The 12,942-nt window shown below is 59.5% G+C and carries 12 protein-coding genes; 9 read left to right on the forward strand and 3 right to left on the reverse strand.

Annotated features, from left to right (window positions below; translation table 11 throughout):
* Positions 1-4 precede the first annotated feature (4 nt).
* The 9 genes from IPI80_RS04120 to hemN all read left to right on the forward strand — a co-directional run bounded on the left by IPI80_RS04120 (position 5) and on the right by hemN (position 10,278).
* Positions 5-1,879 carry a GGDEF domain-containing protein gene (locus tag IPI80_RS04120; RefSeq protein ID WP_413857407.1) on the forward strand — a complete coding sequence of 625 codons (1,875 nt, stop codon included), beginning with the start codon at positions 5-7 and terminating at the stop codon, positions 1,877-1,879.
* Entirely contained in the window at positions 1,876-2,631 is a 756-nt protein-coding gene (locus IPI80_RS04125) for a substrate-binding periplasmic protein (protein ID WP_413857409.1), read from the forward strand. Before IPI80_RS04120 ends, IPI80_RS04125 begins: the two co-directional genes overlap by 4 nt.
* A gap of 88 nt (positions 2,632-2,719) precedes the next feature.
* Complete coding sequence (locus IPI80_RS04130) at positions 2,720-2,944, forward strand: hypothetical protein (RefSeq protein WP_413857618.1); 225 nt, start codon at positions 2,720-2,722, stop codon at positions 2,942-2,944.
* A 171-nt stretch (positions 2,945-3,115) separates the two neighbouring features.
* A complete protein-coding gene (locus tag IPI80_RS04135; RefSeq protein WP_413857411.1) occupies positions 3,116-5,467 on the forward strand; it encodes an NADP-dependent malic enzyme in 2,352 nt (783 codons plus the stop codon).
* A 209-nt stretch (positions 5,468-5,676) separates the two neighbouring features.
* Positions 5,677-6,006 carry a ribonuclease gene (locus IPI80_RS04140; protein WP_413857413.1) on the forward strand — a complete coding sequence of 110 codons (330 nt, stop codon included), beginning with the start codon at positions 5,677-5,679 and terminating at the stop codon, positions 6,004-6,006.
* Positions 6,007-6,042: 36 nt separating this feature from the next.
* Complete coding sequence (locus tag IPI80_RS04145; protein WP_413857415.1) at positions 6,043-6,444, forward strand: barstar family protein; 402 nt, start codon at positions 6,043-6,045, stop codon at positions 6,442-6,444.
* Positions 6,423-6,644: a hypothetical protein gene (locus IPI80_RS04150; protein WP_413857417.1), complete on the forward strand. Its 222-nt coding sequence runs from the start codon at positions 6,423-6,425 to the stop codon at positions 6,642-6,644. Before IPI80_RS04145 ends, IPI80_RS04150 begins: the two co-directional genes overlap by 22 nt.
* 185 nt (positions 6,645-6,829) lie before the next feature.
* Positions 6,830-8,857, forward strand: coding sequence for a PAS domain S-box protein (locus IPI80_RS04155; protein ID WP_413857419.1), 2,028 nt, complete (start codon positions 6,830-6,832; stop codon positions 8,855-8,857).
* Positions 8,858-8,886: 29 nt separating this feature from the next.
* A complete protein-coding gene (gene hemN, locus IPI80_RS04160) occupies positions 8,887-10,278 on the forward strand; it encodes an oxygen-independent coproporphyrinogen III oxidase (protein ID WP_413857421.1) in 1,392 nt (463 codons plus the stop codon).
* Here the strand turns inward: hemN and IPI80_RS04165 are convergent.
* The 3 genes from IPI80_RS04165 to IPI80_RS04175 form a co-directional block, all read right to left on the reverse strand.
* On the reverse strand, positions 10,271-10,747 hold the full coding sequence (locus IPI80_RS04165) for an RrF2 family transcriptional regulator (RefSeq protein WP_413857423.1): 477 nt from the start codon (positions 10,745-10,747) through the stop codon (positions 10,271-10,273). The two genes, hemN and IPI80_RS04165, sit on opposite strands and share 8 nt — an antisense overlap.
* Before the next feature lie 73 nt (positions 10,748-10,820).
* Positions 10,821-11,633 (reverse strand): 16S rRNA (adenine(1518)-N(6)/adenine(1519)-N(6))-dimethyltransferase RsmA, encoded by an 813-nt coding sequence (gene rsmA, locus IPI80_RS04170; protein ID WP_413857425.1) that lies wholly within the window; start codon positions 11,631-11,633, stop codon positions 10,821-10,823.
* Complete coding sequence (locus IPI80_RS04175) at positions 11,630-12,937, reverse strand: peptidylprolyl isomerase (RefSeq protein ID WP_413857427.1); 1,308 nt, start codon at positions 12,935-12,937, stop codon at positions 11,630-11,632. The genes rsmA and IPI80_RS04175 overlap by 4 nt, the downstream gene beginning before the upstream one ends.
* Between the last annotated feature and the right edge of the window lie 5 nt (positions 12,938-12,942).

Here is a 12,942-nt window from a genome sequence, read left to right on the forward strand (position 1 = left end):
CAATATGCAAACCCGCAATCCCGCAAGCCGCCAGCACTCCCTGGGTACCCGCCTGGTACTGGCTACCTTGGGGTTTTGCTTTGTCTTTACCCTGTTCGCCGTCGGGGCACGCACCCTGTCTGCCTGGAATGAGGCCTGGGCCGCCATGAACGCCGACCTCACTTTGCTGGAACGCGTCTATCAACAAACCCTGAGTAAAGCCATTTGGGATATGGACCGCGATGCCCTGCACACCCAGGTAGAGAGCACCGCCCAGGTTGCGTCAGTTGGACGCATCGTGGTCAAGCTAAAGTCCGGCAACCGCACACCCGAACTGATTGAGCGCCAGGCCGACGGTTGGCAGCCCTCAACCCTGGCGCCCACACGCCATCTGGACTTGGTGTATGCCCCGTTCCCAGGCGGGTCCGAGACGGTAGGTGAACTCACATTAGCGGGCGATGAGCGCGTGCTGTGGGCCCGCCTGCGCGATGAGGTGAAAGGCATCATCCTGACCCAATTGCTGCAGTCGCTGCTGCTGGCGGGCCTGATCATGCTGCTGTTCAACCGAGCGGTCACAGTCCATGTGCGGCGTATTGCCCAGCACTTGGGCCAGTTGACTCCACAGAACATGGGCCAGACCCTGCGTTTGGATCGCAACCCGCAGCACGGCGACGAACTGAGCCTGCTGGAGACCGGCGTAAACCAATTGCAAGGCAAGCTGACCGACCACTTGGCCCAGCTCCAGCACTACGAAGACGAACTGGGCGCGCATCGCGACCACCTGGCAGAACTGGTTCGTGCGCGCACGGCCGAGCTGGAGTCATTGGGCCAAGCGCAGCAACTGGTACTGGGCCTGTCGAACCGGCTTATTCATGCGCCGCCAGATTCATTTGACGTTTGCCAGCAAGAATGCCTGGATGAGGTAGCACGACGATTGGGTGCCAACCATGCACTGTGGCTGGTGCCAGTGCCGGGCCAGGCCGCTTTTCGCGTGTTCACCGAATGGCAGTCCGCCGACTTACCGCAGGCACCCGTGGCGTTGCCTCTGGCGGGCCTGACCCAGGTACCCACCCGGCTGGCCCACGAAGAACTGCTTTTTTTCTACAGCCAGGCTGAAATGGGGCGCAGCTTGAGCCCACCCGAAACTGCCGTCTTCACGACCCAACCGGTAGGGGCCTGTGCGTTGGGGCTGCTGCGCAGCGATGGGGAAGACTACGGCATGTTGTTTGTCGGCAAACCGCTGGGCCAGGGCGAATGGCCCCCCGAGGACCGCGCGCTGCTGGCCATGACGACGCAGCTGTTGCTGCACAGCGTGCGCCACAAGACGCAACTCATCGCTATTCTGGCAACCCAGGATGCTCTGCGCAACGCCAATCGTCAACTGGAAGTTTTGTCACGCCACGACTCGTTAACTGGCCTTTTTAACCGGCGCCATTTTGACCAGACAAAGGTAGACGAGTTCCAACGCGCCCTGCGCAACAACCAGCACCTGAGCCTTTTGATCTGCGACATCGATGATTTCAAATCCTTCAATGATCTTTACGGCCATGCGTGCGGTGATCAGTGTCTGCGCGATGTAGCCGGCGCCATGAATGCAGTCATCAATCGCAGCGGCGACGCGCTGGCCCGCATCGGAGGTGAAGAATTTGCCATTTTGCTGCCTGTCACCACGGCGGCTGCGGCTTGGCAGGTGGCCGAGCGGGTGCGCCAGGCGGTGGTCGATTTGCACATTCCTCACGTCGCGTCGCGCGTTGGCCCCTACGTCACCGTCAGCATCGGTCTGGCCGAGCTGGATTTGGAACTTACGCCAGATTTCGACGCCCTATTTGAGGCCGCCGATCAGGCCCTCTACCGCGCCAAGGAATGCGGTCGCAACCGCATCGAATTCACCGCACCATGACGACAGCACCCTCCCGCCTGATGAAACCTGTAATGCTTGGCCTGCTACTGGCAGGTGCATGGGTAGCGCCTTTGGTGCAAGGCCAGACCGTGCGTGCGGTGACCGAGACCACGCCCTACACCTACCAAAAGGGGGGCCGGGTCGTGGGCACAGCCACCGAGGTCTTGGAGACGACGATGCAGGCCGCTGGAATATCCGACTACCAAATTCGACTCTACCCCTGGGCACGCGCCTACGACATGGCGCTCAAAGAACCCTACGTCCTGATTTTCCTGATCGCCCGCACGCCTGCGCGTGAAACCCACTTCAAATGGGCCGGCGAGATCATGAAGATCCAGTACCACCTCTACCGGCTTAAGGAGCGCAGTGAGATTTCCGTCAAAACGCTGATGGATGCCAAGAACTACACCATCGGCGTAATGCGCGACGACGTACGCCAGCAATACCTGCAGACCAAAGGCTTTACGCGGTTAGCAATTTCCGCCCAGTGGAGCGAAAACTTCGCCAAGTTGATCCAACGCCAAGTGGACCTGGTACCACTAACCGAAGATGATGCCAGTAGCCTGTGCGTGGAGGCCCATTTCGACTGCGCTGGCCTGGAACGCGTCTTGACCCTTGATGAGGCCTCCACCGGCCTGTACATGGCCTACAGCCTGGCCACTCCGGACGCCACCGTACACAAGACCCGCAACGCCTTTGACAAACTCAAGGCCGACGGCACGGTGAAACGCATCATGGACAGAAAGTCGTGAACGTCTGCTTGAGCTTCATAATGCTACATATAGTATAGCAATCAATGTAGCTTCTACGAGGGCCAGAACCTGATTTCACTTCGAACTATTGGCTGAAAGCAAACAGACCACGCGCCTCCTGCTCGCCGAAGACGACGCCCTGCTGGGGGATGGCCTGCGGGCCGAGTTGCGTCAGCTGGGCTTTCAGGTGGATTGGGTGCGTGACGGCGAGGCTGCTGAGCGCGAGCTGCGTGCCGGTGATTACAAAACGCCGCCGTGCGCGGGCGGAAATTGCTGGTTCGGCGCTCTGCATCCCTGGGCGGGTTGGCAGTGACAGTGGAAAAAATAGCACCTGTATAAAGCCATGTTGAATCTGCATCAACGTGTGGTAACTACGGGCTGCCACTTCGGCTGGCCAGTAGGGCCGAGGTCTACAATGCACAACCCATAACAGGGCACCGGGCCATGCGCCTTTGCATCGGCCCCGCGCCACAGAGGATGCACGATGCCCCATCAAAAGCCCCTTTCCCCCAAGGCCCCGGTCTCCAATTCGGCAGAAAAAGCCGCCCAATTGCGCCAGGCCGCCCTGGAATACCACGAGTTCCCGACGCCTGGAAAAATCGCCGTAAGCGCCACCAAGCAGCTGGTCAACCAGCACGATCTGGCCTTGGCCTATTCGCCCGGTGTCGCTGCCCCCTGTGAGGAAATCGTCAAGGACCCCAACAACGCCTTCAAGTACACCAGTCGGGGCAACCTGGTGGCAGTCATCACCAACGGCACGGCCGTGCTGGGCCTGGGCGACATCGGCCCGCTGGCATCCAAGCCCGTGATGGAAGGCAAGGCTGTGCTGTTCAAAAAGTTCGCGGGCATCGACGTGTTCGACCTGGAGATCAACGAAAAGCACGACCTGGACAAGCTGGTCGACATCATCGCTTCGCTGGAACCGACCTTTGGTGGCATCAACCTGGAAGATATCAAAGCGCCCGATTGCTTTTACGTCGAGCGCAAGCTGCGCGAGCGCATGAACATTCCGGTCTTCCACGATGACCAGCACGGAACCGCCATTTGCGTCGGTGCCGCCATGCTCAATGGCATCAAGGTGGTCGGCAAGGACATCAAACAAGTCAAGTTGGTGACCTCCGGTGCGGGCGCGGCGGCATTGGCCTGCCTTGGCCTGTTGGTCAAGCTGGGCATGCCCCGCGAGAACATCTGGGTCACAGACCTGGCTGGCCTGGTCTATGAAGGCCGCACGGAGCTGATGGACGAAGACAAGGCGCAGTTCGCCCAGAAAACCGAACAGCGCACCCTGCGCGAAGCGATTGTCGGTGCTGACATTTTCCTGGGTCTGTCCGCCGGTGGCGTGCTGAAGGCCGATATGGTGAAGTCCATGGCCACCAAGCCCCTGGTGTTTGCGCTGGCCAATCCGACGCCCGAAATCCGGCCCGAGGAAGCGCATGCCGTGCGCGACGACGTCATCATGGCCACTGGTCGCACCGATTATCCCAACCAGGTCAACAATGTCCTGTGTTTCCCCTATATCTTCCGCGGCGCACTGGATGCAGGCGCCTCCACCATCACGGTGGAGATGGAGATCGCCGCCGTGCATGCCATTGCCGAGCTGGCCCAGGCCGAGCAAAGCGAGGTAGTGGCCGCTGCCTACGTGGGCGAGCAACTCGCCTTTGGCCCCGAGTACCTGATCCCCAAGCCGTTTGACCCACGCCTGATGATGAAGATCGCGCCGGCGGTGGCCCAGGCTGCGGCTGACAGCGGCGTAGCCTTGCGCCCCATTGCCGACATGGATGCCTACCGCGACAAGCTGCAGACCTTTGTCTACGCTTCTGGTACCACCATGAAGCCCATCTTTACGGCGGCCAAGAACGCGCTGAAAAAACGCGTGGCCTACGCCGAGGGTGAAGAAGAGCGCGTTTTGCGCGCCGCCCAGATCGTGGTGGACGAACGCCTGGCCCTGCCTACCCTGATCGGGCGGCCAAAGGTAATTGCCGAGCGGATCGAAAAATTCGGCCTGCGCCTGCGTGAGGGGGTGGACTACAACGTGGTCAACGTCGAGCACGACCACCGCTACCGCGACTTCTGGCAGACCTACCACCGCATGACCGAACGCAAAGGCATTACGGTGCAGGTCGCCAAGATCGAAATGCGACGGCGCCTGACCCTGATTGGTGCCATGTTGCTGCAAAAGGGCGATGTAGACGGCCTGATTTGCGGTACCTGGGGCACCACTGCCTTGCACCTGCAATACCTGGACCAGGTCATTGGCAAGCGCGCACCCACCACGCCCGGTGACGACGTACAAATCTACGCCTGCATGAATGGACTGATGCTGCCGGACCGGCAGATTTTTCTGGTGGACACCCACGTCAACTACGACCCCACGGCACGGGAACTGGCCAAAATCACCATCATGGCGGCCGAAGAAATGCGCCGATTTGGTGTCATGCCCAAGGCAGCGCTGCTCTCCCACTCCAGTTTTGGCAGCAGCAACGAGCCCAGCGCCGTCAAGATGCGCCAGACCCTGGCCCTGCTGCAACAGCAGGCGCCTTGGCTGGAAGTGGACGGGGAGATGCACGGAGACGTCGCCCTGGACGGCGCCGCCCGTGCCGCCCTGATGCCCAATAGCACGCTGCACGGTAACGCCAACCTGCTAGTACTGCCGAACATCGATGCCGCCAATATTGCCTACAACCTGCTTAAAACAGCAGCGGGTGGCAACATTGCCATAGGCCCGGTCTTGCTGGGTGCCGCCAAACCGGTGCATGTACTCACCGCCAGCACCACCGTGCGGCGCATTGTGAATATGACGGCACTGACTGTTGCTGACGCAAATGTTAATCGATAAGACTTTACAGAACAGTTAGCACAAACTCACATATATTTATAGAGTAAAGGCCTTGCCTAAATTTTGGGCAAGGCCTTGCTTTTTGGAGTGAAATACGCGAAACTGCACGACTTGGGTTTTTCGGGTTTACCCGGGGTTGTTTACGAGGAGTTATGGTGCGCAGTGGGGTTGTTAAGTTAGTGCTTACCTGCTTTTTGTTGGCGCTGACCATGACGTTTGGCGCAGTGCAGGCCAAGGAGCCAATGGCCTTCGTAACAACGGTGGCATTGAACCAATTGCCTCCGCAAGGGATCGAAACCTACCAGTTGATACACCAAGGCGGCCCATTTCCATTTGGAAAGGACGGCGTGGTTTTTGGCAATCGGGAACGCGTGCTGCCCACTCAAAAGCGCGGGTATTACCGCGAGTACACCGTTAAAACGCCCCGGTCACGTGATCGGGGTGCCCGTCGAATTGTGTGCGGTGGACCGACCACGGCACCGAATGCGTGTTACTACTCTGCCGATCATTACGCGAGCTTTCGCCGGATCGTGCCCTAAACGGAATTTGTTTATTTTTTTGAAAGTGAAGCGGGGATGGATATGCCACTTCGAACAGTCAGAACCAACATCGTTCAATCGATACGGGCGTTTCGCGTGCCTGATTTACAGTCAGCCGCGCAGACGCTGGGTCACCACTTCCTCTACGCCAATCTGGCGGATGCACAGACCAAGCAAGACGTACTGGACTTGATCGGCCAGCAGTTCAAGTTGCCCACACATGTGGGCAAGAATTTTGACGCCCTCTACGACAGCATGACGGACCCGGTGCACAAGTCGGGGCCGCAGCCTGGTTTCATTGCCGTGCTGGAACACATTCCGGCCAACACCAAGTTCGACAAGGAAGCCCGAGAGCAGTTGCTCGACATCTTCCGGGATACGGCCGATTACTGGGGAGACCGGAAGATACCGTTCCGATGCTTCTATTCTTTTCTGTAGCCCGTTCTGCACACACCAGCCAAGCAGAACGGGCTAACGAGGCTAACGCAACCGCCACCCAGACTCCCGCCATTGCCGGAATCGAAATGACCACCGAAGCGGGCGAGAGGATGCCAACCGACAAACTGTTGGACGTATCACCCCTGGCGCTGCGCATGAGCAGCCCCTTCAACTCCGGATACTGGCTGGCAGCAGCTTAAAGTCCCCTGTGGCATTCGCGCCGCCGACTTCCCGTTACGTGCGAGTCCAGCCAGTCTCCAAAGCCCATCTGCGTGATGGGCTTTTTTCCGCCTGCGCTGTACTATCACCCCTCAACCACTACGACACGCCTGCGCCAATGGGACTAATGGCTAAGCTGCTACCGTCAGCGATCACACGATGGCTCTTGAGGTCCCTGGGCGGGAGCAACAATGACCGCTATGCACGGGTTTTTCAGGCCAGCCCCGACTGGATTGTGGTCACCCGCATGCGCGATGGTCTGATTGTTGATGCCAACCGGGGGTTTGAGATTATTAGTGGCCACCGGGCAACCGATGTACTGGGCCATAGCATCGCGGAATTTAATGTTTGGGTGCACCCCGAGCAACGGGACCGATTGGTCCAGGAACTCGAGAAACACGGTGTGGCACGCGACACCCTGGTACAACTGTGCCGACGTGATGGCACCGTACGCGACTGTATGGTCAATGCGGCAGTGATCGCGCTGAGGGGCGAGACTGACCCCCACGCCGTATGGATTGCCCGCGACGTGACCGACCAGAACGCCATCCATGAACAATTCAAGGCCGCATTCCAGTTGACGCCGGACTTCATGTCTATTTCACGACTGAGCGATGGGACCTATGTCGAAGTCAATGCCGCCTTTGAACGCATCACCGGTCTGACCCGCGAGAACACCCTGGGACGAACCTCTCTGGAATTGGGCGTGTGGCACGACCCCAAAGCCCGCGAGGCACTGGTTGAGGCCTTTCAATCCTGCGGCTCGCTACACGAGTATTTCATCCTCATCAATGGTCGCGACGAAAAGGTGCGCGAGGCATTGGTCAATGCTGCCACCTTTGAGGCACGCGGGGATCGTTACATGATTGCCCTGCTGCGCGATGTGACCGATGACCGCGCAGCTGCCCGCGCGCTGCAGGAAAGCGAGGCACGCTTTTCGCGCCTGTTCGAGCAATCGCCCTTGCCCATGTGCTACTCCAGCGACAGCGATGGGTTTACCACTACACAGTGGAACCACGCCTGGTTTGTAGCGTTCGGTTTTAATCCTGCCACCGCCCAGGGAAAATCCGGCAATACCTTGGGCATCTGGGTGAACCCCGATGAACGCAAAAAAATACTGGACCAATCCATCCAGGGAGGCGACCTGTCAGATGTGGAAGTGGCCATGCAGCGTGCCAATGGCGAACTTCGCTGGATTTCGATTTCTACCCGTACCTTCAAAGAACCTCTGCGCACCCTGATTCTGTTTTCCTACTTTGATACCACCGAGCGCCGCCGTGCGCAGGACGAAATCCAGAGCCTCAACGCCGAACTCGAAGGCCGGGTAGCACGACGCACAGCCGACCTCGAACAGGCCAACCAGGAACTATCCCAAACCTTGGCTACCCTGAAAACGGCCAAAGACCAATTGGTGCAGTCGGAAAAACTGGCTGCACTGGGCGCCTTGGTGGCGGGCGTAGCCCACGAACTGAACACACCCATCGGCAACGGTCTGACGGTAGCCAGTTCCCTACAGTTCCGTGTAGAAGAACTCGCCACGTTACTGGACAAAGGCATGAAGCGATCCGACCTGTCGGAATTCCTGGAAGATACTCGCATGGCCACCGATATCCTGACGCGCAACCTGGCCAGAGCCGGCGCCCTGGTGGCCAGTTTCAAACAAGTGGCAGTGGACCAGACCAGCTCCCAGCGACGCCGGTTTTTGCTCTCGGATCTGGTGTCTGAAATTCTGCTCACGCTCAACCCCACCATTCGCTCGGCGGGCTGCCACATGCAAGTGGATGTTGCCGACACCCTGCAAATGGACAGCTTCCCGGGGCCACTGGGCCAGGTTCTCAACAACCTCATCAACAACGCCATCGTGCACGGATTTCAGCAGCAGGCAAGCGGCACCATTTCCATTGTGGCCAGGGCACTGGGCGATGCGCAATTGACGCTCCTGGTTCAAGACGACGGCTGCGGCATCCCCGAGGCAGACATGGTGCACGTTTTCGAGCCTTTTTTCACCACCCGCATGGGGCATGGCGGTTCCGGCTTGGGCCTGCACATCGTGCACAACCTGGTCACGGGAGTATTGGGCGGAACGATTGAAGCCCAGAGTGAGGTGGGACGCGGTGCGCTCTTTACACTCACCCTGCCCATGTCCGCACCCATCCTCGACAGCACGCACCAGGACAGCCTGCCCACCGTCTAACACCCGTTCATCATCATCAGGACCCCGCAATGACACTCCCCACACCCGACATGGAACTATCGGAAGAACTGGTCCGCAAATTTGACAAGTTGGGCCCGCGCTACACCTCTTACCCAACGGCCGACCGCTTTCACGCTGGCTTTACCGAGCAGGACTACCGGGGCTACCTCGACCAGCGCGCCGCACGCAGCGACAACCCGCCGCTGTCCATCTACTTCCACCTGCCGTTTTGCGAATCGCTGTGCTATTTCTGCGCCTGCAACAAAATCATCACCAAGGACCATGAGCGCGTGGGTGAATACCTGCGCTACCTGGACAAGGAAATGGCCCTGGTAGCCTCGCGACTGGGGCCCGACCGCAGGACCGTGCAGCTGCACCTGGGCGGCGGCACACCTACCTTCTTCAATGCCGACGAGCTGCGCCAGCTCATGGCCATGGTGCGAGCGCACTTTCAATTCACACCGGACGCCGAGTTGGGCGTTGAAATCGATCCCCGCACCGTGCAGGGCGGGACCCTGGCCATGTTGGCCGAATTGGGTTTCAACCGCAACAGCTTTGGCGTGCAGGATTTCGACCCCGCCGTGCAACAGGCGGTCAACCGTATCCAGCCGCTGGAAATGGTGGAGGCGGCAGTAGTGGAAAGCCGCAAGCATGGCTTTGAGTCCGTCAATGCCGACCTGATTTACGGTTTGCCCAAGCAGACTCTGGAGAGTTTTGGTCGCACATTGGACAACCTGATCCGTGTCTCGCCCGACCGCATTGCGCTGTACAACTACGCCCATCTGCCCCAGCGCTTCAAGGCCCAACGCCTCATCGAGCCCAGCGACCTGCCGTCGGCCGAGGCCCGGTTGCAGATTTTCCTGATGTCAATGCGCCGCCTGCTCGACGCCGGCTATGTCTACATCGGACTGGACCACTTTTCCAAACCCGATGACGAACTGAACAAGGCGCGCCTGGACAAGAGTCTGCACCGCAACTTCCAGGGCTATACGACCCGCGCCGAGTGCGACTTGATTGGTTTTGGCGTCTCGGCCATCAGCAAGGTGGGCAACTCCTACAGCCAGGCAGTGCGCACGGTCAGCGCCTATTACCAGCACCTGGACGCGGGAGAACTTCCGATTGAAAAGGGGTTTGAACTCAGCCAGGACGACGTGTTGCGCCGCGACATCATCATGACCCTGATGTGCAGCGCACCGGTGGAAGTGGACGGCGTTAACCGCAAATACGGCATCGACTTCAATACCTATTTCGCACCGGAGCTGCAGCGGCTTCTGCCTTACGAGGAAGCAGGTCTGATCACGATCACGCCCGACGCGATTCGTGTGACACCCAAGGGGCGCCTGTTTGTGCGTGCCAGCGGGATGGTGTTTGACAAGTTCCTGGGCCAGCCCACCACGTCCACCTACTCCAAGCTCATCTGACCAGCGGCATCTTGCTGAAGAACCGAACCGTTTGTTGGGCCGTGGCAGCCGAATCAGGGTGCGCGGCGGTTTTGCGCACCAGATGGTCCAGGGTCACCCCATCGAGCACCTTCAGGTAGGCCGCCGTGGCCTCGCCCAGCACATCTTCGAGTACGCAGGCCGAGGCATAAACACAGCGGTTGCTTTCGCGGTTGAAACACTCGGCCATGTTGAAGTCGGTTTCAGTCTGGCGCACCACTGAACCGATATTGATGTCTGCTGGTTCACGGCCCAGCTTGAGCCCACCATTGCGTCCCCGAACAGTGGTCAGCAAGCCGAGTTGGCCCAGGTGGTGCACAACCTTGGTCAAATGGTTTTTGGAAATGCTGTGCAGGCTGGCAATGTCCTGAATCGTAACCAGACGTTCCCGATTGACGGCCAGATACATCAGCGTGCGCAGGGCGTAGTCGGTGTATGTGGTCAGTTTCATGGTGTGTCAGCGGTAATCTGCAAGCTTACCGCAATGTGGCTTGGGCCACATGCCGAGTGCGCCCCGCCCCCACTCAGGTAGCGGTCGGCATCTGTTGAGCCAGGGCCACGTAGTCAGCGACCGCAACTTCTTCGGCACGGCGCTGTACATCGAAGTGACCACCAAAGCCCTTGTCCGCCAGCCATCGCCCCAGGGTATGCCGCAGCAGCTTGCGGCGCTGGCTAAAAGCCACCTGCACCAACTCGCTCAGAAGCGCTACGTCCAGCAGCGGCGGTTGGGACAACGGCAGCATGCGCACCACGGCGCTGTCCACCCGTGGCGGCGGATCAAAACTCTGAGGTGGGACAAACAGCACGTTCTCCATGGCATACCGCCATTGCAACATCACGCTCAGGCGGCCATACGCTGATGTGGAGGGCTCTGCCACCATGCGGTCGATCACTTCCTTTTGCAGCATGAAGTGCTGGTCTTCTATCACGTCCACCGCCGCCAACAAATGAAAGAGGATGGGGGTGGAAATGTTGTAAGGCAGGTTACCCACCACGCGCAACTTGGCCTGCGGCACTGAACCAGCGCCTGCATTTGCTATTGAATTAGTAGCTGACCACGTAGCGTTGACGAGGGCAAAGTCCACGTTCAGTACATCGGATTCGATGACTGTGAGTTGACCATGACCGCGCAGACGCTGGGCCAGATCACGGTCCAGCTCAATCACCGTCAGGTGACCCAGACGCTCCACCAACGGTTGGGTCAGTGCTGCCAGACCCGGACCAATCTCCACCATGCGCTGACCCGGGCGTGGATCAATCGCACGGACAATGGCATCAATGATGCCGCCGTCGATCAGGAAGTGTTGGCCAAAACGTTTACGGGCAATGTGCTTCACTGGGGCGGCTCGCGGAACTCCACAAAGGCGTTGTTGCGGATTTCCTGCGCCCACGCGGTAAACGCGGCTTCGTAGCGGCTCGCGCGCAACTGGGCGCGAATGGATTCGCGCACTTCGCGGGGGCTGAGCTCGGTGCGGCGACGCTCCAGGGCCTGAATCAGGTGCACACCAAAGCGTGACACAACGGGCGCACTGATCTGTCCGTCCGCCAGGCGGTTCATGGGTTCTTCAAACTCCGGCACAAACGTGCCAGGCGATGCCCAACCCAAGTCACCGCCTTGCGTGGCGCTGCCATCTTGCGAGTTTTCACGGGCCAGTGCCTGAAAGGTGGTACTGCCGGACTCAATGCGCTTCTTGAAATCGGTAAGGCGGGCCATGGCGGCGGCCTGTGTCAACTGAGGACCCAGACGCAGCAGGATGTGGCGGGCATGGGTTTGCACAACGGTTCGGGTCGGGGCCGACGGCGCACGGCGTTCAATCACTTTGAGAATGTGAAAGCCCGCACCCGAACGCACCAGATCCGACACTTCACCCACGGCCAGCTTCTGTGTGGCGTTGACAAAGGAAGGCGGATAACGGTCGGCCCGGCGCAGCCCCATCTGGCCACCATTGCTGTGGTCCGCCGACGACAACTCCTGTACCAGAGCAGCGAAGTCTTCGCCGGCGCGTGCACGGGTCAAAGCTGTTTGGGCTTTCTGCTGCAACGCAGCCACCTGTTCGGTGGTGGCCTTTTCGGGCACGGCCACTAGCAGGTTTGCGAGGTTAATCTCCTGGGCCATGGCGTCGGCGTCGCTGCCCTGTTGTTCAGCGATGAAACGGTCAATATCGGCATCGGTTACACGCAGTTTGCCTTCGACTTCGCGCTCGTGCAGGCGTTGCAGCGTAATCTGGTCGCGCAATTGGCTGCGGTACTGCTTCAGGTCAACGCCGTCGCGAACAATGCGGCGGTGCAACTCTTGCACGTCAATCTGGTTCTGCCGTGCGATAGCCTGCTCAGCTTGCTCGACTGCGGACTCCTCAACACGAATTCCTTTTTCGCTGGCTTCCTGCAACTGGGCGCGTTCGTTGATCAGACGCTCCAGCACCTGACGGCGCAACTCGGCCTCTGGTGGCAGCGCCACCCGCTGCTGGGTGAGTTCACGCGTCAGCCGCTGCTGGGCGACACGCAATTCGCCATTGGTGATGGGCTCGGAATTGACCACGGCCACGATGTAATCCGCTGGTTGTGCACTCTGGGCGTGCAGACACGGGACAAAGAGGCTGCAAAGGAGGCCTATGGCGGGCGCCAAAATTCGAAAATTCATGGTCA

Source organism: Candidatus Aalborgicola defluviihabitans (assembly GCF_016705985.1).
In the GTDB taxonomy this organism is placed as follows: domain Bacteria; phylum Pseudomonadota; class Gammaproteobacteria; order Burkholderiales; family Burkholderiaceae_C; genus Allorhodoferax; species Allorhodoferax defluviihabitans.